A 24,180-nucleotide genomic window follows, 5' to 3' on the forward strand; every position below is an offset into this window, starting at 1 on the left:
GCTCACATCCGGAAAATGCCGAAACGGCTTTGTTCGATCGGTGCGTTGAGGGCTGCGGACAATGCCAGGCCCAGTACGTCGCGGGTTTGTGCCGGGTCGATGACGCCGTCATCCCACAGGCGGGCGCTGGAGTAGTACGGGTGGCCCTGGTGTTCGTACTGATCGAGGATCGGCTGCTTGAGCCGTGCCTCGTCCTCGGCGCTGAACGGCTGGCCGCTACGCTCGCTCTGCTCGCGCTTGACCTGGGCCAGCACGCCGGCGGCTTGTTCGGCGCCCATGACACCGATGCGTGCATTGGGCCACATCCACAGGAACCGTGGGTCGTAGGCGCGGCCGCACATGCCGTAGTTGCCGGCACCGAAACTGCCACCGATGATCACGGTGAACTTCGGTACCCGGGCACAGGCCACGGCGGTCACCAGTTTGGCGCCATGCTTGGCGATACCGCCGGCTTCGTACTTCTGACCCACCATGAAGCCGGTGATGTTCTGCAAAAACAGCAAGGGAATGCCGCGCTGGCAGGCCAGTTCGATAAAGTGCGCGCCTTTTTGCGCAGCCTCCGCGAACAGGATGCCGTTGTTGGCCAGGATGGCGATCGGGTAACCGTGCAGGTGGGCAAAGCCGCACACCAAAGTGGTGCCGAACAGTGCCTTGAACTCGTCGAACACCGAACCGTCCACCAGCCGGGCAATCACCTCGCGCACATCGAACGGTTGCTTGGCATCGGCCGGCACCACGCCGTACAGCTCCTGGGCGTCGTACAGCGGCGCGATCGGTGCCCGTTGCTGCAAGGTGCCGAGCTTCTGCCAGTTGAGGTTGGCCACGCAGCGCCGAGCGATGGCCAGGGCGTGTTCGTCGTTGTCGGCATAGTGGTCGGCCACGCCGCTGGTCTTGCAATGTACATCGGCACCGCCCAGGTCCTCGGCGCTGACCACTTCACCGGTGGCCGCCTTGACCAGCGGCGGGCCGGCCAGAAAGATCGTGGCCTGCTGGCGCACCATGATCGCTTCGTCGGCCATGGCTGGCACATAGGCGCCGCCTGCAGTGCATGAACCCATGACCACGGCGATCTGCGGAATGCCCAAGGCACTCATGTTGGCCTGGTTGAAGAAAATTCGCCCGAAGTGCTCGCGGTCCGGGAACACCTCGTCCTGGCGCGGCAGGTTGGCACCGCCGGAGTCCACCAGGTACAGGCAGGGCAGGCGGTTCTGCAAGGCGATGGCCTGGGCACGCAGGTGCTTTTTTACCGTCAGCGGGTAGTAGGAGCCGCCTTTGACCGTGGCGTCGTTGGCCACGATCATGCATTCGACGCCTTCGACTCGGCCGATGCCGGCAATCACGCCTGCTGCCGGTACGTCCTCGCCGTACACCTCATGTGCGGCCAACTGGCCGATTTCCAGGAACGGCGAACCGGCGTCGAGCAAGTGGTCGATGCGATCGCGCGGCAGCAATTTGCCTCGCGAGGTGTGCCGCTCCTGGGCCTTGTGGCCGCCGCCCTGGTGGACCTTGGCCAGCAGCGTGCGAAGGCCCTGGACTTGCTCGAGCATGGCCGCGCTGTTCTGGGCGAACTCGGGAGCGCGGGGGTTCAAATGGGATTTCAGAATCATCGGGGCTCCTGGCGCAGCTTCAAGCGGCAAGCTTCAAGCTGCAAGAGTTGATCGGCGCTACAACTGCTTTTACTTGCAGCTTGTCGCTTGAAGCTAACCGCTGACTCGCTCAGCGGGTTTCGTTGAACAGTTCGCGCCCGATCAGCATCCGGCGAATCTCGCTGGTGCCTGCGCCGATTTCATAGAGCTTGGCGTCGCGCAGCAGGCGACCGGCCGGGAACTCGTTGATGTAGCCGTTGCCACCAAGGATCTGGATAGCCTCCAGGGCCATCTGGGTAGCGCGCTCGGCGGTATAGAGGATCACCCCGGCGGCGTCCTTGCGAGTGGTCTCGCTGCGGTCGCACGCCTGGGCCACGGCGTACAGGTAGGCACGGCTGGCGTTGAGCTGGGTGTACATGTCGGCGATCTTGCCCTGGATCAGCTGGAATTCACCGATGCTCTGGCCGAACTGCTTGCGGTCGTGGATGTAGGGCACGACCAGGTCCATACAGGCCTGCATGATCCCGGTCGGGCCACCGGAGAGCACAACGCGTTCATAGTCCAGGCCGCTCATCAGCACTTTTACGCCACCGTTGAGGGCGCCGAGGATGTTTTCCCTGGGTACTTCGACGTTGTCGAAAAACAGTTCGCAGGTGTTGGAGCCGCGCATACCCAGCTTGTCGAATTTGTTGCTGCGGCTGAAGCCCTTGAAGTCACGCTCGACAATAAAGGCGGTGATGCCGTGAGGGCCCTTGTCCAGGTCGGTCTTGGCGTAGATCACATAGGTGTTGGCGTCGGGACCGTTGGTGATCCAGGTCTTGCTGCCGTTGAGGACGAAATGGTCGCCACATGCTTCGGCGCGCAGCTTCATTGACACCACGTCGGAGCCGGCATTGGGCTCGCTCATGGCCAGGGCACCGATGTGCTCGCCGCTGATCAGCTTGGGCAGGTACTTGGCTTTTTGCTCGGCGTTGCCGTTGCGGTTGATCTGGTTGACGCAGAGGTTGGAGTGGGCGCCGTAGGAGAGGGCGACCGAGGCCGAGCCACGACTGATTTCTTCCATGGCCACCACGTGGGCCAGGTAGCCCAGGCCGGCGCCGCCGTATTCTTCGGAGACGGTGATGCCCAACAGGCCCATGTCGCCGAACTTGCGCCACATGTCGGCGGGGAACAGGTTGTCCTGGTCGATCTGTGCGGCGCGAGGTGCCAGTTCGGCGGCGACGAAAGACTGTACCTGGTCGCGCAGCATGTCGATGGTTTCGCCGAGGGCGAAGTTCAGGGTCGGATAACGCATGTGGGCACCTTTTTGTTCTTGGATTTCAGGAGTATCGCGGGGCAAGCCCGCGGCTACAGGTCTATCAATCACCTTTACGTTAACGTAAACCTGCGGTCGGTCACTGTCAATCGCGCCATGACCTTTACGTTAACGTAAATATCAGCCAGAGTAGGACCCGCTTGAATCAGTTCCCAGAACAACCACAACAAGGGACCGCCATGAATCAACCGAGCTATACCCAGGGGCGCCAGGATAAGCCCTTGCTGGCCATGACTATCGGCCAGGCGTTTGACAATACTGTGTCGCATTTTGCCCAGCGCGAGGCTCTGGTGGTGCGCCACCAGCAGTTGCGCTACAGCTGGCAGCAACTGGCCGACAGCGTTGACTGTCACGCCCGGGCGCTGATGGCCCTGGGGCTCAAGACCGGCGACCGCCTGGGTATCTGGGCACCCAACTGCGCCGAGTGGTGCATTGCCCAGTTCGCCAGCGCCAAGATCGGCGTGATCCTGGTCAATATCAACCCCGCCTATCGCACCAGCGAGCTTGAGTATGTGCTCAAACAGTCGGGTTGCCAGTGGTTGATCTGCGCCGGTGCCTTCAAGACCTCCGATTACCACGCCATGCTCGGTGAGCTGTTGCCCGAGCTCGGCGATCAAGTGCCTGGCGAGTTCTGCAGCGAGCTGTTGCCGGCCCTGCGCGGGCTGATCAGCCTCGATGCCGCGCCACCGGCAGGCTTCCTGGCCTGGGAGCAGTTGGCAGCCTTGGCGGCGCATACCACCCCGGACGACTACCTGGCCCGCCAGCACAGCCTGCAGTTCGATCAACCGGTCAACATCCAGTACACCTCCGGCACCACCGGCTTCCCCAAGGGGGCCACCCTCAGTCACTACAACATCCTCAATAACGGCTACATGGTCGGTGAAAGCCTGGGCCTGACCGAGCACGACCGCATGGTGATCCCGGTGCCGTTGTACCACTGCTTCGGCATGGTCATGGGCAACCTGGGCTGCATCACCCACGGCAGCACCATGATCTACCCCAACGACGCCTTCGACCCGTTGCTGACCCTGGACACCGTCGCCCAGGAAAAGGCCACCGCGCTCTACGGTGTGCCGACCATGTTCATCGCCATGCTCGACCACCCCCAGCGCACCGAGCGCGACCTGTCGAGCCTGCGCACCGGGATCATGGCCGGGGCCACCTGCCCGATCGAGGTGATGCGCCGGGTGATCGATCAGTTGCACATGAGCGAGGTGCAGATTGCCTACGGTATGACCGAGACCAGCCCGGTGTCGCTGCAGACAGGTCCCGATGACGACCTGGAGCTGCGTGTCACCACGGTAGGGCGTACCCAGCCGCAGCTGGAAAGCAAGATTGTCGACGAGCACGGCTGCATCGTGCCGCGCGGCACCATTGGCGAGCTGTGTACGCGTGGCTACAGCGTGATGCTGGGCTACTGGGGCAACCCCGACGCGACCCTCGAAGCCATCGACCCGGCCGGCTGGATGCACACCGGCGACCTGGCGACCATGAACGAGGCGGGGTACGTGTGTATCGCCGGGCGCAACAAGGACATGATCATCCGCGGTGGCGAGAACATTTATCCACGGGAGCTGGAGGAGTTCTTCTTCACCCACCCCGCGGTGGCCGATGTGCAGGTGATCGGTATTCCGGACGAGCGCTATGGCGAGGAGATCGTTGCCTGGATCAAGTTCCACCCCGGCCACAGCGTCAGCGAGATCGAGCTACAGCAGTGGTGCAAGAGCCGCATTGCCCACTTCAAGACCCCGCGTTACTTCCGTTTTGTCGACGAGTTCCCGATGACGGTGACCGGCAAGGTGCAGAAGTTCAGGATGCGCGAGATCAGCATCGAGGAGCTGGCCAGGGGTTGAGGCCGTCGCGGGGCAAGTCGAGCCGTCGCACCGCCGCCCCCACAGCGGTGGGCTTTGTGGGAGCGGGCTTGCCCCGCGATCGTCTACGCTTTCACCGGCGGCTCGTCACTGGGCGGGTCGCCCACGGTGGGTGGCACCGTCGGTGTGACCGGCAATTCATCGGGCTCTTCCTCCGGCACCTCGGGTGGCAGCGTCGGGTCGTCGATATTCGGATCGGGCGTTTCTGCCGGGATGGGAATGTTCATGGCCTGACCTCGCAAGGGGGTTATGGATGACGGGCTCAGTTGTTTTCGACTGCACCGGGCGCCAATCGCTCATTTTTTTTGAACCCCACGCCGCCCATCTGCTCTGAACTCTTACGCCTACCTCGTAACGGAGCAAGGATCGATGACCCGCGATGAGCCCTTCGAAACCGACCGTACAGCCCCGGCCAATGACCACGCCGACCAGGCCATCAGCCTGTCTCAGGCCCTGCTCGAACCCAGGATCGCGATCGAAAATACCCAGCCTCTGCTCGATGGCGGCCTGTTCGCGGTCAAGGCGGTGGTGGGGGAGGCGGTGCAGGTCAGCAGCAAGGTCTACAGTGATGGCCACGATGCACTGGCGGTGATGCTCAATTGGCGCCAGGCCCACAGCCGGCGCTGGCACTGCGTGCCGATGACGTTCGCTGGCAATGACCTGTGGCAGGCCGAGTTCACCGTTATCGAGCAAGGTCGGCACCTGTTCAGCATCGAAGCCTGGATCGACCCCTTCGCCACGTATTGCCATGACCTTGAGAAAAAATTCAATGCAGGCGTACCCGTGCCATTGGAGTTGCAGGAAGGCTTGCTGCTGCTTGATCACAATATCGAACGCAGCCAGGGCTTGTTGCGCGAACAGCTGCAAGGGCTGCGCCTGGCGCTGCCAACCCTGACCCACGAAGAGCAGGTGGCGCAGTTGCTGCATGCCAATACTGCCAGCTTGATGCGCGAAGCCGATCACCGCACCTTCCTGAGCCGCAGTCCGGAATACCCCCTGGATGTGGAGCGGCGCCAGGCGCTGTTTGCCAGCTGGTACGAGCTGTTTCCCCGCTCGATCACTGACGACCCCGAGCGGCACGGCACCTTCAACGATGTGCATGAACGCCTGCCGATGATCCGCGACATGGGCTTCGATGTGTTGTATTTCCCGCCCATTCACCCCATCGGCGTACGCCACCGCAAGGGCCGCAACAACGCCCTGCAGGCCGAGCCCGGCGACCCGGGCAGCCCCTACGCCATCGGCAATGAAGAGGGCGGACACGAAGCCATCCACCCGCAACTGGGCAGCCGCGAGGACTTTCGTCGACTGGTGGCTGCTGCCGCCGAGCACGGCCTGGAGATCGCTCTGGACTTCGCCATCCAGTGTTCCCAGGAGCACCCCTGGCTGAAAGAGCATCCCGGCTGGTTCTCCTGGCGCCCGGACGGCACGATTCGCTACGCGGAAAATCCGCCGAAAAAGTATCAGGACATCGTCAACGTCGACTTCTATGCCGCCGATGCCGTGCCGGCCTTGTGGCTGGCTCTGCGCGATGTGGTGCTGGGCTGGGTACAGGAAGGGGTGAAGATGTTCCGGGTCGACAACCCGCACACCAAGCCGTTGCCGTTCTGGCACTGGATGATCGCCAACATCCGCAGCCAGCACCCGGAGGTGATCTTCCTCGCTGAAGCCTTCACCAAGCCAGCGATGATGGCGCGCCTGGGCAAGGTCGGCTATTCGCAGAGCTACACCTACTTCACCTGGCGCAACACCAAGGCCGAGCTGCAAACTTATTTCGAGGAGCTCAACCAGCCACCCTGGCGCTATTGCTACCGCCCCAACTTCTTCGTCAACACCCCCGACATCAACCCGTATTTTCTCCACGAGTCCGGTCGCGCCGGGTTCCTCATTCGCGCCGCCCTGGCCACCATGGGCTCGGGGTTGTGGGGCATGTACTCGGGGTTCGAACTGTGCGAGGCCACGCCGATACCGGGCAAAGAGGAATACCTGGATTCGGAGAAGTACCAGCTCCGCCCGCGGGACTTCACCCAGCCGGGCAACATCATTGCCGAAATCGCTCAGCTCAACCGCATCCGCCGCCAGAACCCGGCGCTGCAGACCCACCTGGGCGTGGCGTTCTTCAATGCCTGGAACGACAACATCGTGTATTTCGGCAAGCGTACCGCCGAGCGCGACAACTTCATCCTCATCGCCATCAGCCTCGACCCGCACAACGCCCAGGAGGCGCACTTCGAGTTGCCGCTGTGGGAGCTGGGCCTGGATGACAACGCCGACACCTTCGGTGAAGACCTGATGACCGGCCACCGCTGGACCTGGCACGGCAAGACCCAATGGATGCGCATCGAGCCCTGGCACCTGCCGTTCGGAATCTGGCGTATCGAAAAAGCCCTCTAGAAAGGAGTCGACCATGGCCAAGCGTACCCGCCCGACAGCCTTTATCGACGATCCCCTGTGGTACAAGGACGCGATCATCTACCAGGTGCATGTCAAATCGTTCTTCGACTCGAACAACGATGGCATCGGTGATTTCCCCGGCCTGATCGCCAAGCTCGACTACATCGCGGAACTTGGTGTCAATACCCTGTGGTTACTGCCGTTCTACCCTTCGCCACGGCGCGACGACGGCTATGACATTGCCGAGTACAAGGCCGTACATCCCGACTACGGCACCCTGGCCGATGTGAAGCGCTTTATCGCCGAGGCGCACAGGCGCGGCCTGCGGGTGATCACCGAGCTGGTCATCAACCACACCTCCGACCAGCACGCCTGGTTCCAGAAGGCCCGTCACGCCAAGCCCGGCAGCAAGGCCCGGGACTTCTATGTATGGTCCGACACCGACCAGAAATACGACGGTACGCGCATCATCTTTCTCGACACTGAGAAGTCCAACTGGACCTGGGATCCGGTGGCCGGTCAGTACTTCTGGCACCGCTTCTATTCGCACCAGCCCGACCTCAACTTCGACAACCCCCAGGTAATGAAGGCGGTGATCGGGGTCATGCGCTACTGGCTCGACCTGGGGGTGGACGGCCTGCGCCTGGACGCCATCCCATACCTGATCGAGCGCGATGGCACCAACAACGAGAACCTGCCCGAAACCCACCAGGTGCTCAAGCAGATCCGCGCCGAGATCGACGCCAACTACCCCGACCGCATGCTGCTGGCCGAGGCCAACCAGTGGCCCGAAGACACCCAGCTGTATTTCGGCGAAGGGCAGGGCGATGAGTGCCACATGGCGTTTCACTTCCCGCTGATGCCGCGCATGTACATGGCCGTGGCCCAGGAAGACCGGTTTCCGATCACCGACATACTGCGCCAGACCCCGGAGATCCCCCCCAACTGCCAATGGGCGATCTTCCTGCGCAACCACGATGAATTGACCCTGGAGATGGTCACCGATCGCGAACGCGACTACTTATGGAACTACTATGCCGAAGACCGTCGGGCACGGATCAACCTGGGGATTCGCCGGCGCCTGGCACCCTTGCTGCAGCGTGACCGGCGGCGGGTGGAGCTGCTCTCCAGCCTGCTGTTGTCGATGCCCGGCACGCCAACGCTGTACTACGGCGACGAGATTGGCATGGGTGACAACATTTACCTGGGCGACCGCGACGGGGTGCGCACCCCCATGCAGTGGTCGATCGACCGCAACGGCGGCTTCTCCCGTGCCGACCCGGCACGCCTGGTGTTGCCGCCGATCATGGACCCGTTGTACGGCTACGCCTCGGTCAACGTCGAGACCCAGGCCCATGATCCGCACTCGCTGCTGAACTGGAACCGACGCCTGCTGGCGGTGCGCAAGCAGCAAAAAGCCTTCGGGCGGGGCACTTTGAAAATGCTCTCGCCAACCAACCGCCGTATCCTTGCGTATATCCGCGAATACACCGGCCCCGACGGCAAGAGCGAGATCATCCTGTGTGTGGCCAACGTCTCCCGTGCCGCCCAGGCCGCCGAACTCGACCTGTCGCAGTTCGCCGGAATGGTCCCGGTGGAAATGCTCGGCGCCAGTGCCTTCCCGCCCATCGGCCAACTGCCGTTCCTGTTGACCCTGCCGCCCTATGGCTTCTATTGGTTCCTGCTGGCGCCCAAGGACCAGATGCCCAGCTGGCACCAGGAACCGGCCCAGAGCTTGCCGGAGTTCACCACGCTGGTACTGAAAAAGCGCATGGAAGAGTTGCTCGAAGCACCGGCCCGCTACACCCTTCAAGACAGCATCCTGCCGCAGTACCTGCCCAAGCGCCGCTGGTTCGCTGGCAAGGAAACCCGCATCGATCAGGTACACATTGCCTATGGCGTGCGCTTTGGTGCGCCGACCAGTCCGGTGCTGCTCAGTGAGATCGAAGTCAAAGGTGGCGGTCACAGCAGTCGCTATCAACTGCCATTCGGCCTGATCGGCGAAGAGCAGATCAACAGCGCGCCCCCCCAGCAGTTGGCCCTGGCGCGGGTACGGCGCGGGCGTCAGGTGGGTTTGATCACCGATGGCTTCGTGCTGGAAAGCTTTGTTCGTGCCGTGCTGTTCGGCTGCAAGCAAGGTACCCGGTTGCCCTGTGCCGAAGGTGAGCTGTGTTTCAATGCCACCGAGCAGCTGGCCGCCCTGAACCTGGGTGACGACGCCGAGGTGCGCTACCTCTCGGCCGAGCAGTCCAACAGCTCGGTGGTGGTCGGCGGCAGCCTGGTGCTCAAGCTGATCCGCCGGGTCAACCCGGGGGTGCATCCGGAGCTGGAAATGAGCGCCTACCTCACGGCCTCAGGCTTTACCAATATCTCGCCCTTGCTGGGCTGGGTCAGCCGTATCGATGCCCAGCAACAACCGCACCTGCTGATGATTGCCCAAGGCTACCTGAGCAACCAGGGGGACGCCTGGGACTGGACCCAGAACAACCTGGAACGCGCTATCCGCGACGAACTGGAGCCCGGCGAGCAAACGCTGGATGCCCATACCGATGCGCTGCAGGACCTGGCCGATTTTGCCGCGTTGCTGGGGCAACGCCTGGGCGAAATGCATCTGCTGCTCGCAGCCCCAACCAAGGAGTCGGCCTTCCAGCAGCGTGTCAGCAGCGCCCGCGATTGCCAGGCCTGGGGCAAGCAGATCAGCGCGCAACTGACCCGTGCCCTGGACGTGCTCAAACAGCACCGTGGCGAACTGGACCCCGAAAGCCAGGCTGTGGTCGATGACCTGCAACAGCAACGCAAGGACCTGCTGGCCACGGTCATGGCCCTGAGCAAGCAAGCCCAGGGCGGCCTGTTGATGCGCGTGCATGGCGACCTGCACCTGGGCCAGGTACTGGTAGTACAGGGCGATGCCTACCTGATCGATTTCGAGGGTGAGCCTGCGCGCCTGCTCGAGGAGCGCAGGGCCAGGCACAGCCCTTACAAGGATGTCAGCGGCGTGTTGCGATCCTTCGACTATGCTGCTGCCATGGTGCTGCGCAGTGCCTCCAGTGTCGACCTCTCGGACAGTGCCCGGCAGGCACGTCAGCGGGTTGCCAGGCGTTATCTGCACCAGGCCCGGCATGCCTTTGTCGAGGCCTATGGGCTGGCCACCGCGGCCATGCCCCATGCCTGGGAACATGCCGACGGCGAGCGCGCGGCACTGGAACTGTTCAGCCTGGAAAAGGCCGCCTACGAAATCCTGTATGAAGCCGAAAACCGCCCAAGTTGGCTGGCCGTGCCTTTGCATGGCCTGCATGGCCTGACAAGTACCTGGGGAGAAACGTAATGAATCAACGCAAGCGCGAGGAAGGCGGGCTGGGTCATCGAGACAGCGACGCCCTGGTCAGGGCCGAGCACGCCGACCCGTTCGCCGTGCTCGGCCCGCACCCGGATGGTGCAGGCGGCCAGTTTGTCCGCGCCTATTTGCCCAATGCCTTGAGCGCTCAAGCCCTGGCCCGTGATGACGGGCGGGTGCTGGGCGAACTCGAGCAGCAATCGGTGCCGGGCCTGTTCATCGCTCACCTGCCCGAGCACCAGCCCTATGTGCTGCGGATCAACTGGGCCGGAGGCGAGCAACTGACCGAAGACCCTTACAGCTTCGGCCCGCTGCTGGGGGACATGGACCTTTATCTGTTTGCCGAGGGCAACCACCGTGACCTTTCCGGCAGCATGGGCGCGCAACTGACACAGGTAGAAGGCATCGACGGCGTACGCTTCTCCGTGTGGGCACCCAATGCCCGGCGAGTATCGGTGGTGGGCGATTTCAACAACTGGGACGGGCGTCGCCACCCGATGCGCCTGCGTCATCCTTCCGGCGTGTGGGAGATCTTCGTGCCGCGCCTGACGGCCGGCGAAGCCTACAAGTACGAAGTGCTGGGTCGCGAAGGCATCCTGCCGCTCAAGGCCGACCCCTTGGCCCGCGCCACGGAGCTGCCGCCCAGCACTGCCTCACGGGTGGCCGGCCCCTTGGCACACGACTGGCAGGACCAGGCCTGGATGCAGGTCCGTGGTGAACGTCAGGCGACCCATGCACCGTTGTCGATCTACGAGCTGCACGCAGGCTCCTGGCAATGCGAGCTGGACGACACCGGTGAAGTGGCGCGCTTCTACAACTGGCGCGAACTCGCCGGACGACTGGTGCCATACATCCAGCAGATGGGCTTCACGCATATCGAACTGATGCCGATCATGGAGCATCCGTTTGGCGGCTCATGGGGCTATCAGCCGCTGTCGCTGTTCGCGCCGACTGCACGCTACGGTAGTGCAGAAGACTTCGCCGCCTTCGTCGATGCCTGTCACCAGGCATCCATCGGGGTGATCCTCGACTGGGTGCCGGCACATTTCCCCACCGATACCCATGGCCTGGCGCGCTTCGACGGCACGGCGCTGTATGAGTACGACAACCCCCTCGAAGGCTTTCACCAGGATTGGGACACGCTGATCTACAACCTGGGCCGCACCGAAGTGCATGGCTTCATGCTGGCCTCGGCCTTGCATTGGCTCAAGCATTTTCATATCGACGGGCTGCGGGTCGATGCCGTGGCCTCGATGCTCTACCGCGACTACTCACGCAAAGCCGGCGAGTGGGTGCCCAACCGCCATGGTGGTCGGGAAAACCTCGAGGCCATCGACTTTCTTCGCCACCTAAACGATGTGGTCGCGCTTGAAGCGCCGGGAGCCCTGGTGATCGCTGAAGAGTCCACGGCCTGGCCCGGGGTCAGCCAGCCGACCCAGCAGGGCGGCCTGGGCTTTGCCTACAAATGGAACATGGGCTGGATGCACGACACCCTGCATTACATCCAGAACGACCCGATCCACCGTACCTACCATCACAATGAGATGAGCTTCGGGCTGATCTACGCCTACTCCGAGCATTTCATTCTGCCGATTTCCCACGATGAAGTGGTCCACGGCAAACACTCGCTGATCGACAAGATGCCGGGTGACCGCTGGCAGAAGTTCGCCAACCTGCGCGCCTACCTGACCTTCATGTGGACCCATCCGGGCAAGAAGCTGCTGTTCATGGGCTGCGAGTTCGGCCAGTGGCGCGAGTGGAACCACGACAGCGAACTGGACTGGTACCTGCTCAAGTACCCCGAGCACCTGGGGGTGCAGCGCCTGGTCGGCGATCTCAACCGCCTGTACCGTGATGAGCGCGCGCTGCACGAACAGGACTGCCTGCCCCAGGGGTTCCAATGGCTGATCGGCGACGATGCCCATAACAGCGTCTATGCCTGGCTGCGCTGGAGCGCGAGCGGCGAGCCATTGCTGGTGGTGGCGAACTTCACGCCGGTGCCGAGGGAGCGCTATCGCATCGGGGTGCCCTTTGGCGAGCGCTGGGCCGAGGTGCTCAACAGCGATGCCGAAGGCTATGCCGGCACCAACTACGGCAACCTGGGCGAGGTCATCAGCGAGGCTATCCCCAGCCACGGCCAGCCGCAGTCGCTGGCCTTGAACCTGCCACCGTTGGGCGTGCTGATCCTGCGACCCGCCTGACTGTTGGAGCGAGCTTTCCTCGCGCGAGGCCTGTATTGCCTGCACTGGCCTTCGCGGGGCAAGCCCCTTCCCACCGGCACATACACTACCTGTGGGGGCTAAAGAACCTTGCCCGTGCAAGACAGTTGCTGCCCTACCACCTGACCCGCACACCCAGGTTGCCGATCAGGCCATTCAAGTCGTTGTCATCCACATCGCTGCTGTAGTCGGCACTGACAAACAGAGCGACCTTGGGCGTCACCCGTGCCACCAGCCCCAATCCCACTTCCACTGTGGCCGAGTTGCGCCCGCTGCTGATCTTGTCGACCTGGTCCAGGCTTACAGTGTCGGAATGGGAGAAGTCGTACCAGACGTTGGTACGCAGGAAGGGTTCGATCGGCATGCCGCGCAGGTTATAGCGTGCCGACAATTTGGCCCCGACCCGGCCGGTCCAGTTCGGTTGCTCATCGAAGGCTTGCTGGGTAGCCGCCGGCGTCTGGCTGCCAGGAAAGAACTGTTGGTTGATCAACTGTGCCTGGGGCTCGATGGTCCAGTTCTCACCCAGGCTGATAGGGTAGCCGCCTTCAACCGACAAGGTCACCGCATGGCCATTGCCATCCAGGCGCTGGCCGGTTTCGCTGCGCCCGTTGATGTCGAAACGGGTACCCATGGCCACGGCATCCAGGTGCCAGCCCTGGGCGTGGGTCATGCTCCAGTACACACCCAGGCTTTCACCATCGAGGCTGACGGTGGATTGCTTGTCACCGACCTGGGGCTTGTGCATGCCATCGAAACCACTCTGCAGGTTACTGTGGCCAACGAAGAAGCCGGCACGGTGAGTATTGCCACTGCCGGTTTCACGCACGAACAGGTCCGGGCTGATCTGCAGGGTCGGGGTGCGCGCGTCCAGGCGCGAAGGTTCAGGTGCGCCATTTTTCATCGGTGCCGGGAAGAACTGCGCCCACTGGCTGGCAATGGCATCCCTGGCCGCCGGAGAGTTGTGCTCGGACATGCGTTCGGAAAATGCATTCAAGGTGTGCAGGCCCAGGCCACTGGCACTGACGGGTACCAGTACCAGCGTGGGTGGCGGCAGGTCTTGTCCTTTTACCTGGGTTTGCCTCTGCATGAAGCTGTTGAACGGGTCGTTATCCTCCAGGCCCAACGCATGGGTTTCCAACGGGGTTGCAAGAAGCAGCGACGTGGAAACCGCATAGAAAACATACTCAAAGCCCGTAGGAGTCGGAGTTTTTTTCATGGCGGATCTCCTCTGTATTACAGCCAAGGTCCTGGCCTGATGTCACGGGCTGTAAGACAAAACCAGAGGGCGACCCAAACCAGCAAAAAACAGTTCCTGCCACGCGCCGAAAGGCGCGAGCTAGAGGCTCGGAATAAGGATGCGGCATTACTTGTAGCTAAGGAGAGGACCGGGCGGGCGTCAAGAAGGCGTTATAGATCTGTTGTCAAGCTATTGGATGCTCCAATTGGCTGAAAATTAACAATTATTCACGTTTCATAGTCGCCACGGCTCTTTCAGCCGTGGTGGCTATGCCGAATCATTGCTAAAGGTGTACTTCTACGGCCAGGGGCAGGTGGTCGGAGAGGTGACTCCAGGGTTTGTTACCCAGGATCTGCGGGGCGTGACTGTTGGCATTGCGCAGGTAGATACGGTCCAGGCGCAGCAACGGAAGGCGGGCGGGGTACGTGCGGGCAAGCAGGCCATGATGACGTTCGAACGCCTCGTGCAACCCGCGGTGCAACCCCAGCGTGCGGTTGCCCCGTAGCTTCCAGTCATTGAAGTCACCGGCAATGATCACCGGTGCATCGACCGGCAGCGAGTCGAGCAGTCGGCGCAGCAGCTGCAGCTGCTTTTGCCGGTGGCTTTCCAGCAGCGACAGGTGTACGCACACGGCGTGCACCTGGTGCTGCCCGGGTACATCCAGTACGCAATGCAACAAGCCACGGCGCTCGGGGCCGGTGATCGAGACGTCGAGGTTGCGGTGTTCGATGATCGGGTACTTGGACAGCAGGGCGTTGCCGTGGTGGCCGTCCGGGTAGACGGCATTGCGCCCATAGGCGAAATCGCTCCACATGCTGTCGGCGAGGAATTCGTACTGCGACGTTTGCGGCCAGCCGGCGTAGCGGGCGGCATGACGGTCGTGGCTGCCGAGCACTTCCTGCAGGAACACGATATCGGCCTGGGTGCTGCGCACCGCCTCGCGCAGTTCCGGCAAGATGAAGCGACGGTTGAAGGCGGTAAAGCCCTTGTGAGTGTTGACGGTCAGCACCCGCAAGCGCTGCACCGGAGGTGCCTGGCGGGTATCTGCAAGGAGGGTGGGGTGCGGTTCGAGATTCACGATTGCTCCTTGTCGGCAAGCCTACTGCATGGGACTGGCCCCGGTCGGGTTCAGTTCCCGGCCTTCATGAGTCGTCCTCGCGTTGCAACTCCAGCAGCACCAGTGACCGTCCTGCTACCTCCAGCGCCGAGTCGAACTCATGCTGTTCGCCCTTGCGCAGTTGTGGCCGGTCGGTGTCGAGCAGGCAGTTCCAGTTTTCGCCCTCGGGCACCTGGGGCAAGGTAAAGGTGACGGCATCGTGGTAGGCATTGACGATCAACAGCAAGGTCGCATCGGCCCCCGGTCGCGGGATGCCACTGACCTGGGCACGACCATCCATCAGCATGCCGAGCGTCCTTCCTTGACTGTCCTGCCATTGTTCAACACTCATCTCGCTGCCATCCGGGGCCAGCCAGGTGACATCCTTGACCCCAATCGCCTCATTGTAGTCGCCGACCAGAAAGCGCGAGCGGCGCAGCACCGGGTAAGCCAGGCGCAGTTTGGTCAGGCGCTTGACGAACTTGAGCAGTGCCGCGCCTTCATCGTCCAGGTCCCAGTTGACCCAACCGATTTCGCTGTCCTGGCAGTAGGCATTGTTGTTGCCGTGCTGGGTGCGGCTGAATTCATCACCGGCGACGATCATCGGTGTGCCCTGGGCCAATAGCAGGGTGGCGAAGAAGTTGCGCATCTGGCGCAGGCGCAAGGCGTTGATCTCGGGGTCGTCGGTCGGCCCCTCGGCGCCGTGGTTCCAGGACAGGTTGTTGTTGCTGCCATCCTGGTTGTTCTCGTCGTTGTCCTCGTTGTGCTTGTCGTTGTACGAAACCAGGTCGCGCAGGGTGAAACCGTCATGGGCGGTGATGAAGTTGATCGAGGCATACGGCCGTCGCCCGCGGCGGTTGAACAGCTCGCCAGAGGCGGTCATGCGTGCGGCAAAGTCGGCCAGCTGGCCTTCGTCGCCTTTCCAGAAGGCCCGTACCGTGTCGCGAAAACGGTCATTCCATTCGGCCCAGCCGGGAGCGAAGTTGCCCACCTGGTAGCCGCCGGGGCCGCAGTCCCAGGGTTCGGCGATCAGCTTGACCTGGCTGAGCAGGGGGTCCTGGCGGCAGGCCACGAGGAAGCTGTGGCGTTCATCGAAACCTTCGTGATAGCGCCCAAGGATGGTGGCCAGGTCGAAACGAAAGCCGTCCACGTGCATCTCGCCGGCCCAGTAGCGCAGCGAATCGGTGACCAGTTGCAGCACGCAGGGGTGGCTCAGGTCCAGGGTGTTGCCGGTGCCTGAGTCGTTGATGTAGAAGCGCTTGTCGTCTGGCATCAGGCGGTAGTAAGAGGCGTTGTCGATACCGCGCATCGACAGGGTCGGGCCCAACTCGTTGCCCTCGGCGGTGTGGTTGTAGACCACATCCAGAATCACCTCCAGGCCGGCGTCGTGCAGGTGCGCGACCATTTCCTTGAACTCGGCGATCTTGCCGTTGGCCAGGTAGCGCGGGTGTGGGGCGAAAAACGCGATGCTGTTGTAGCCCCAGTAGTTGTTCAGGCCCTTTTGCAGCAAGTGCTGGTCATTGACGTAGGCATGGATCGGCAGCAGCTCGATGGAAGACACCCCCAACTGCTTGATATGACCGAGCAACTCGTCGCACATCAGCCCGGCAAAGGTACCGCGGTTGCCGGCTGGCACTGCCGGGTGACGCATGCTGATGCCGCGCACGTGGGCTTCATAGAGGATGGTGCGTTCCCAGGGAATGCCCACGCGTTGGTCGCGGCCCCAGGTGTAGGCGGGGTCGATGACCTTGCACTTGGGCACGAAGGGCGCACTGTCGCGCTCATCGAAACTCAGGTCGCCGTCGGGGTGGCCGATGGTGTAGCCGAACAGGGCTTCGGACCACTTCAGGCTGCCTATCAATTGCTTGGCATACGGGTCGATCAGCAGCTTGTTGGGGTTGAAACGGTGGCCGTTCTGCGGCTCGTAGGGGCCGTGGACCCGGTAGCCGTAGATCTGCCCCGGGTGGGCGTCGGGCAGGTAGCCGTGGAATATTTCGTCGGTGTATTCGGGCAGCTCGATGCGTTCGAGCTCAACTTCACCACTTGAGTCGAACAGGCACAGTTCGACCTTGGTGGCATGAGCGGAGAACAGGGCGAAATTGACCCCCAGACCGTCCCAGGTGGCGCCCAGCGGAAAGGGCAGGCCTTCGCGGATACGCGAGGGTTCGGCGACGGGGGCGTCGGTGGGTCTGGGCTTGGTCATGGGACTCCTTGTTGGTATTGGGACATCGCGGGCAAGTCGAAACGTCGCACCGCGATGGCTATCAAGCAACAGGCGGTTTCTTGGTCGTACTGCGCGGCTTTTTAGCTGCCGCCGGCTTGGCGGGCGTCACCTGCAGCGGCGCCCCCGGCTTGGCCTTGACCTTGCGCGGGGTGGCCTTGGGAGCCAGGGCTTCGGCTTCGGCCAGCTTGCGCGCCATCTCCCAGTGGCGCGATTCCTGGCCTTCGGGTTTACCTTCGGACTCCCAGATCTGGTAGGCGAATTCGCGGATTCGTTTTTCTTCGACACTCATCTCGACGCTCCTGATGGCTTAGGCATGATCAATCAATACGTTGACCGGGAACTCCCTGAGTACAGCGCTGAGCAACAGCTCCTTTGAGGTTGTGACTGCGCTGCTGGCAAAAAGTCCCGTGTAGTTAGCAGGTGACAAGGCAGATGGCAACAGCAGGTGTGTGTCGTCCCAGTTCTGCGCCGGGATCAAGGGAATCGGGGTATCTGCAAGCAAGGCGCAGGCCAGCCGCGGGACGATTACGATCGCCCGCGCCGAGTCACCCACGCGAGCAAAGGCCAGGACCCGCTCGGCGTGTCTGCCGCGCACCTCCAGCGGCAGGTAACGGCCCTCGGCAAACAGCTCGGGATAGTCCAGGCGACGTTCCAGCACCTGGCTGATCAGCGCCTGCTTGACCCGGCCATTGCGCCAATCCTGGAGTAGCTGCGCCGTGCTGGTGCTTTCATCCAGGGCTTGGCGGCGTTCGGCAAAATCAACGGCGCGGCGGTTGTCCGGGTCCACCAGGCTCAAGTCCCAGAATTCATTGCCCTGATACACGTCCGGCACCCCCGGTGCGGTCATGCGCAGCAGGCACTGGCCGAGGCTGTTCAGGGCGCCGGCGCAGGCAATGGACTGTGCGGCCAGGGCAATGGAATGACGCAGTTGCTGGTTCTGCGGGTCCAGCAGCAGGGCTTCGACAAAGCCCAGGCAAGCCTGTTCATAAACGTCGTTCGGGGCGCTCCAGCTGCTACGCAGCTTGGCTTCGCGCAACGCCTTGCGTTGCCACTGTTGCAAGCGCTGCACATAGGTGCGCAGGGCCACTGGGTCGCTTTCATCCAGGGCCAACGGCCAACTGCCCAGCAGCGTCTGGTACAGCAGCCACTCATCACCGGGGGCAGGGGCCACGCCGTCGGCCAGTTCGGTGCGCAGGGGCGCTGCCAATTCTCGCCAGTGCTCCACCCGGCTGACCAGCCACGCGCTGCGCTCACTCAGTACTGCCAGGCGCGCGCGGCTGTCTTCGCCACGTTTGTGGTCGTGCGTGGCGGTGCTCAGCAGGTTGAGCGGGAAGGTGTGCTGACGTTGCAGGCAGACCTGATGGAAGTCCTCGACCGGCGCACTGAACCGCTCGGCGTCGAAGCCCACATCATTGCGTGAAAGCAGCAGCGCTGAGCGGTAAAAGGCGGTGTCCTCCACGGCTTTGGCGGCGGTTGGCGAGGTCAATTGCTGGAAGCGAATGCAGGCATGGCGCAGGTGCTTGCGTGCGCGCCCGGCGGGCAGGCGGCGCCAGGGCTGGCCTCCCAGCCAGTTTTGCAGGGCATCGAGCACCGGCCAGTCGCCTTCGCCCAGGGTTTTTCGGGCACCCTGCAAGGCATGCTGGAAAAAGGCTTCGTCCTCGACGGGACGGCCAGCGGCGTTGAGGTAGGTGCGGTATACCGGGTAGTGCTCGACCAGTGCCTGCAGAGCCCTGCGTATTGCGCCCAGGGTCAGGTCGCGACTCATCAGATCGTCACGGGCCACCTGCAGTAACGCCTGGGCCACCGACTCGAAGTCGCCGGCCAGGCTGCCATTGAGCACCTGCTGGCGGGCCAGGCGTACTTCCTCGGCGAAGCCCGGGCGTTCACTGAGGGCGCTCCAGGCTTCACCCAATATGGCTTCCCCGGTCGGGTCATGCTGCAGCAGGCTGACCTGGTTCATGAACTCGTAGCCGGTGGTGCCATCCATGCCCCAGTCGCTGTGCAACTGTTCATTGGCGGCGAGAATTTTTTCGACATAAATGGGGAAATGGTCCAGCGCTGCACTCAAGGGGCGCTCGGCCAGCAGCCGGTCCACCCGTCGGCGCAGTTTGCGGCAATAGCCGCGCGGATCGGCCAGGCCGTCGATGTGGTCGATGCGCAGGCCGTCGACCAGGCCGCGGCGGATCAGCTCGAAGAGCATGTGGTGGGTGGCCTCGAACACCTCGCTGCGTTCGACCCGCAAACCGCCCAATTCGTTGATGTCGAAAAAACGCCGCCAGTTGATGTCGTCGGCCGCGGTGCGCCAGCTGGCCAGGCGGTACGCCTGGCTTTCCAGCAAACCGTGCAGGCGCTCGAAACCCTCGGTGCTGCGGCCGTCGAAGGCCGGCAGCAGATGATCGATGGGGTACTCGATGGCCAGCGCCGCCAGCTCCTGCTGCAAACCTGGCGCCTTGTCGGCGGCCTGCATTGCGCTGTGCAGGGCGACAAAGCGCATGCCCAGGGCCTGAACCTCGGTGCTGTCGCTCAGGCAAAGAATTTGCCCGTAGTCGGTCGGGCTGATGGGAAAGCGGTGCTCATGGTGCTGTACATGAAAGCTGCCCCTGGCTGAATCGAAACGCAGCTTCAGGTCACCTGCCTGCAACACCGCGCCATAGTCGCTGCCCAGAAAGGGCAACAGCAACTGGCCTTCCAGCAAGGGATCGCTGGAGTGCCATTGGATATCGAAGAACGTCGCGTAACGGCTGCGTCGGCCCCAGGTCAGCAGGTCTTGCCACCAGGGGTTGTCGCTGCCCACGGCCATGTGATTGGAGACGATATCCAGGATCAGTCCCATGCCATGCTGGCGCAGCGCAGCCACCAGGCGAATCAGTGCCGCTTCACCGCCAAGCTCGGGGTTGATCCGGGTCGGGTCGACCACATCGTAGCCGTGCATCGAGCCCGGCCTGGCACTGAGCAGCGGGGAGGCATACAGGTGGCTGATGCCAAGGCGGGAAAAGTAGGGCACCAGCGGCACTGCATCGTCGAGGCTGAAGCCGGCATGGAACTGCAGGCGCAGGGTGGCGCTCAAGGGTTTCATCGGTCGCGCTCCCAGGCCTGCTCGCGGGCCTGGGCGAGCAGTTCCAGGCGTCGTGCGGCGTCATCGTCGTCGAGCAGCGCATTGGCCGGCAGGGCAAAGCGACGGCGCCAGTTGGGGTGGCTATCGACTGTGCCGGGCAGGTTGGGTTGCTCGTCGATGCCCAGCAGATCCTCCAGCGGCAGCAACACCAACGGAGCATGGGTGTGCCCGAGAAAGCGAACGCAGGCGTCGATCAGCCCATCGGTGTCGGCCAGGGCACCGTAATTGTGCTCCAGGGTACGCTGCAGCCCCAGCCGCTCCTGTTGACGGGTTTCGCGCCAGTGCCGTTCGGTGATGGCATCGATCAGGCCCAGACGCTGGTTCCAGTCGATGTCGCGGGCCTGCAGCCAGCCGGCCAGTGGCGGCAGGTCGTGGGTGCTGGGGGTGGCCAGGGCATTGTCCGGCCAGTCGAGAATGGGTTTGAAGTGGCCGGGTGGGTCCTGCTCGAATTGCAGCACGCGCATACCGAGAATGGCGCGCTGCCCGAGTTTTTCCCGAAGCCCGGCGGGAACGGTGCCCAGGTCTTCACCCAGGACAACGGCGCGGTGACGCACCGACTCCAGGCACAGCAGGCGCAGTAGATCGTCCAGCGGATAATTGAGGTAGGCGCCGTCACGGGCATGGGCGCCCAGTGGCACCAGCCAGAGACGCTGCAGGCCCATGATGTGGTCGATGCGCAGGCCCCCGGCATGGGCGAAGTTGGCCCGCAGCATCTCGATAAAGGCGCGATAGCCATTGCGTCGCAGGCCTTCGGGGGAAAAGGCACAGATGCCCCAGTTCTGTCCCGAGCGGTTGAGGATGTCGGGTGGCGCACCGACATTGAGCCCGGCCAGCAGCTCGTCCTGGCGGCTCCAGGCCTGGCTGCCGGCACCGTCGGCGCCCACGGCCAGGTCGGCGATCAGGCCGATGGCCATGCCGTTGCTGCGGGCAGCATCCTGAGCGCGCTGCAGGCTGCGTTCGACCAGCCATTGGCAAAAGGCGTGAAACTGGATCTGTTCGCGGTGCTCACGGGCAAAGGCTGCAACTTCGGGGCTCTGGGGGTCATGCCAGGCGTTCGGCCATTGCCGCCAGTCGGGGTTCAGGCCCCGGGTGCAAGCCTCCGCCAGCAGCGCTTCAAACCGGCAATGTTGTTCCAGGGCATCGCCGGCATGGGCACAGTAGCTGTCGAAATCGGCCCGCAAGGGATGATCGCCGTCGATGAAATCATCAAACAGCACCTGCAGCAGCTGGTAGCGCGCCGCCCCCGCCATGGGCCAGTCGATCAGCGGCAGTGCTTCGAGCTTCTCAAGGGCCGGTTCAAGCCCCAGGGTATCGATGGCCACGCGCACCACATGCTCACCCAATATGACGGAAGGGTTGGCGTACAGGCTGTTGAGGAACAGGCGACTGGACGGCGAGTACGGGCTGTAGCGCCCAGTGTCGCTGGCGAACATCGCGTGCAGCGGGCTGATGGCCAGGGCATCGGCACCCCGTTCGGCGGCGCTGCGGGCCAGTTGCTCCAGTGCCTGGCAATCGCCGTAGCCGCCATCACCGGAGCGGCGCAGGCTGTAGAGCTGGGCGCTGATACCCCAGCAGCGCGGCGTTGGCGTGTGCAATGCATCGCTGAAACTGAAGCAACGGGTAGGGGCAACGGCGAGGGTAAAGTGACGCTCATCGATGCTCACCTGGTGATAGCCGACTGGCAGTCCCGGCGCCAGGGCGGCGTTCGGGTCGAGCTGCAGGTGTTGTTCGCTGCCGTCTTCAAGCTGCACGCGAACGGGGCTGGCGGCGGCAAAGTAGGCAGACAGGTCCAGCGCCTGCTGCTCATCGACGGTGAACAGCGGCGGCAGGTGCCGGGCGTCGTGGGCGGTCCTCAGGGCGGCCAGGCTCGCGGCAATGGCTACGGGGTCGTCGGCCGGATGGCCAAGCCCAGCCAGTACCTGGCGCAAGGCATCATCGCTGACCCGTTGTGCTCGCCCATTGGCGTCGATCCAGTCCACAGAAAGCCCGGCAAGGGCTGCCAGTTCCTGCAGGTGTGCGTCAGTCATGGACAGGCTCCGGCGATGGGCTGGGCAGCAGGCTGACCAGGGTGGCAAAAGGGGGGAGTTGGTCGCTGGGCAACGGCTCGCTCGTGCAGGCATACACGTGAGTCGAGACCTGGGGCAGCATGCAGGGCACCGGTGCTGCGCTCAGGTTCAGGTCAATGCGCAGGGTGCGACCATCGGCCAGGCGCCAGCGCGCACTCAGTGCCTTGTCGCCGATCACCTCGGCGCCTTCGGCGTGGCAGCCGGACAAGTGGGGGACGATGTGCTGGTGACGCAGGTGCAACAGCTGGCGGTAAAAAGCCTGCCAGGGTTGCTGAGGGGTATCTGGCACCAGGGGGCGCGAAGCGCTGTAGGTGGCCAGGGCATTGGGGTCGGGAATGGCGGCCCGCTGCAACGGGTCGGCGTAGGCGGTGAAGCCGGCGAACTCGGCCCGTCGCCCTTCGCGCACGGCGTCGGCCAGTTCATCGTGGTGGTCGGTAAAAAACAGGAACGGTGTCTCGCTGCCCCATTCCTCACCCATGAACAGCAGCGGGATCATTGGCGACAGCAACAACAGGGTGGTGGCGGCGCGCAGGGCCTGGGGCGGACACAGCCGCGTCAAGCGTTCACCAAGGGCACGGTTGCCGACCTGGTCGTGGTTCTGCAGGAACAGCACAAAGGCGCAGGGCGGCAGGTGCGCGCTGGGCTCGCCGCGCGGGCGACCGGTGCGGTCCGCTTCGCCCTGGAACACGAACCCCTGGCTCAGGCAGCGGGCAAGTTTCTGGATGGTCGCCTGGCGGTAGTCGGCGTAGTAGGCTTCGTGCTCGCCGGTGAGCAACACATGCAGGGCGTTGTGACCGTCATCATTCCATTGGCCGTCGTACGCCTGTTCAAGCAGGTGCGCCTGGTTGTGCTCGTTCTCCAGCACCAGCCAGACCTGCCGCTCGGGTGCCAGCGACTGGCGCACCCGCTGGCTCAGCTCGCGCAAGTATTCGGGGTGCCCGATGGCATGCACGGCGTCCAGGCGCAGGCCGTCGACGCGATAGACGTGCAGCCACATCAGGGCGTTCTCGATGAAAAAGTCGCACACTTGCGGGCTGCGAAAATCGATGGCCGCCCCCCAGGGGGTGTGCTTATCCTGGCGAAAGAAGCCGGATGCGTAGCGGTTCAAGTAATTGCCGTCGGGGCCGAAGTGGTTGTAGATCACATCCACCAGCACCATCAAACCGTGGCCGTGGGCCTGGTCGATCAGATGGCAGAGTTGCTCGGGCGTGCCGTAGCTGTGCTGTGGGGCAAAGGGCAGCACGCCGTCATAGCCCCAGTTTCGCTCCCCGGGAAACTGGCCCAGGGGCATCAATTCGATAGCGGTCACGCCCAGGTCGGCAAGGCGCGGCAGTTGCTGGATCAGTTGGGCGTAGCCGCCCATGAGGCCCACGTGGACTTCGTAGATCACCGCCTCCGGCCAGGGGCGGCCGTTCCAGTGGCTGTGCTGCCAGGGGTAGTTGGCAAGGTCGACCAGTTGGCTGGGGCCGTGTACGCCTTCAGGCTGAAAGCGCGAGGCCGGATCGGCCACCTGCAGGTCGCCGTCGATGCAGTAGCGGTAGCGCCTGCCAGCGATGGCTGGCAGACGTGCGCTGAACCAACCGTCGGCACCGCGCTCAAGGGCGTGGCGCACATCCGGCTCCAGGCACACCTCTACGCTGTGGGCATCTGGTGCCCATAACGCAAAGCGTGCGGTTTCACTATCAAGCATCACGGCCCCGTGGGTCGCGATTGGCTCTGACCT

14 protein-coding genes are annotated in these 24,180 nt (G+C 63.4%); 4 read left to right on the forward strand and 10 right to left on the reverse strand.

Annotated elements, in window-relative coordinates:
- Nucleotides 1–2: 2 nt before the first annotated feature.
- Both ABVN19_RS06960 and ABVN19_RS06965 read right to left on the reverse strand, forming a co-directional pair.
- Nucleotides 3–1,607: a carboxyl transferase domain-containing protein gene (locus ABVN19_RS06960; RefSeq protein WP_028941914.1), complete on the reverse strand. Its 1,605-nt coding sequence runs from the start codon at nucleotides 1,605–1,607 to the stop codon at nucleotides 3–5.
- Between the two features lie 109 nt (nucleotides 1,608–1,716).
- Nucleotides 1,717–2,880 (reverse strand): isovaleryl-CoA dehydrogenase, encoded by a 1,164-nt coding sequence (locus ABVN19_RS06965; RefSeq protein WP_028941915.1) that lies wholly within the window; start codon nucleotides 2,878–2,880, stop codon nucleotides 1,717–1,719.
- A 200-nt stretch (nucleotides 2,881–3,080) separates the two neighbouring features.
- On the opposite strand from ABVN19_RS06965, the gene ABVN19_RS06970 reads away from it, so the two are divergent.
- Nucleotides 3,081–4,754 (forward strand): AMP-binding protein, encoded by a 1,674-nt coding sequence (locus ABVN19_RS06970; protein WP_105642610.1) that lies wholly within the window; start codon nucleotides 3,081–3,083, stop codon nucleotides 4,752–4,754.
- 83 nt (nucleotides 4,755–4,837) lie between these two features.
- Here ABVN19_RS06970 and ABVN19_RS06975 read toward each other — a convergent pair whose 3' ends face one another.
- Entirely contained in the window at nucleotides 4,838–4,999 is a 162-nt protein-coding gene (locus ABVN19_RS06975; protein ID WP_167332088.1) for a hypothetical protein, read from the reverse strand.
- A 142-nt stretch (nucleotides 5,000–5,141) separates the two neighbouring features.
- Here ABVN19_RS06975 and ABVN19_RS06980 point away from each other — a divergent pair, with 142 nt between their 5' ends.
- From ABVN19_RS06980 to glgB, 3 genes are read left to right on the forward strand one after another with little or no spacing between them, the layout of a single operon-like run.
- On the forward strand, nucleotides 5,142–7,166 hold the full coding sequence (locus ABVN19_RS06980) for an alpha-1,4-glucan--maltose-1-phosphate maltosyltransferase (RefSeq protein ID WP_105642609.1): 2,025 nt from the start codon (nucleotides 5,142–5,144) through the stop codon (nucleotides 7,164–7,166).
- A 13-nt stretch (nucleotides 7,167–7,179) separates the two neighbouring features.
- On the forward strand, nucleotides 7,180–10,491 hold the full coding sequence (gene treS, locus ABVN19_RS06985; protein ID WP_105642608.1) for a maltose alpha-D-glucosyltransferase: 3,312 nt from the start codon (nucleotides 7,180–7,182) through the stop codon (nucleotides 10,489–10,491).
- On the forward strand, nucleotides 10,491–12,701 hold the full coding sequence (glgB, locus tag ABVN19_RS06990) for a 1,4-alpha-glucan branching protein GlgB (RefSeq protein WP_028941919.1): 2,211 nt from the start codon (nucleotides 10,491–10,493) through the stop codon (nucleotides 12,699–12,701). Before treS ends, glgB begins: the two co-directional genes overlap by 1 nt.
- A 133-nt stretch (nucleotides 12,702–12,834) precedes the next feature.
- Here the strand turns inward: glgB and ABVN19_RS06995 are convergent, their stop codons facing one another.
- The 7 genes from ABVN19_RS06995 to treZ form a co-directional block, all read right to left on the reverse strand.
- Nucleotides 12,835–13,935 carry an autotransporter outer membrane beta-barrel domain-containing protein gene (locus ABVN19_RS06995; RefSeq protein ID WP_028941920.1) on the reverse strand — a complete coding sequence of 367 codons (1,101 nt, stop codon included), beginning with the start codon at nucleotides 13,933–13,935 and terminating at the stop codon, nucleotides 12,835–12,837.
- Nucleotides 13,936–14,239: 304 nt separating this feature from the next.
- Nucleotides 14,240–15,034, reverse strand: coding sequence for an endonuclease/exonuclease/phosphatase family protein (locus ABVN19_RS07000; RefSeq protein WP_051270396.1), 795 nt, complete (start codon nucleotides 15,032–15,034; stop codon nucleotides 14,240–14,242).
- Nucleotides 15,035–15,098: 64 nt separating this feature from the next.
- Nucleotides 15,099–17,255, reverse strand: a complete 2,157-nt coding sequence (gene glgX, locus ABVN19_RS07005; RefSeq protein ID WP_105642607.1) for a glycogen debranching protein GlgX — start codon at nucleotides 17,253–17,255, stop codon at nucleotides 15,099–15,101.
- Nucleotides 17,256–17,316: 61 nt separating this feature from the next.
- Nucleotides 17,317–17,565, reverse strand: a complete 249-nt coding sequence (locus ABVN19_RS07010; protein ID WP_028941923.1) for a DUF2934 domain-containing protein — start codon at nucleotides 17,563–17,565, stop codon at nucleotides 17,317–17,319.
- An 18-nt stretch (nucleotides 17,566–17,583) separates the two neighbouring features.
- Nucleotides 17,584–20,352, reverse strand: a complete 2,769-nt coding sequence (locus tag ABVN19_RS07015; RefSeq protein WP_105642606.1) for a malto-oligosyltrehalose synthase — start codon at nucleotides 20,350–20,352, stop codon at nucleotides 17,584–17,586.
- Entirely contained in the window at nucleotides 20,349–22,418 is a 2,070-nt protein-coding gene (malQ, locus tag ABVN19_RS07020) for a 4-alpha-glucanotransferase (protein ID WP_105642605.1), read from the reverse strand. The genes ABVN19_RS07015 and malQ overlap by 4 nt, the downstream gene beginning before the upstream one ends.
- Nucleotides 22,411–24,168 carry a malto-oligosyltrehalose trehalohydrolase gene (gene treZ, locus ABVN19_RS07025; RefSeq protein WP_105642620.1) on the reverse strand — a complete coding sequence of 586 codons (1,758 nt, stop codon included), beginning with the start codon at nucleotides 24,166–24,168 and terminating at the stop codon, nucleotides 22,411–22,413. Before treZ ends, malQ begins: the two co-directional genes overlap by 8 nt.
- Between the last annotated feature and the right edge of the window lie 12 nt (nucleotides 24,169–24,180).

Origin of the sequence: Pseudomonas vranovensis (assembly GCF_040438935.1) — a bacterium.
Taxonomy (GTDB): Bacteria; Pseudomonadota; Gammaproteobacteria; order Pseudomonadales; family Pseudomonadaceae; genus Aquipseudomonas; species Aquipseudomonas vranovensis.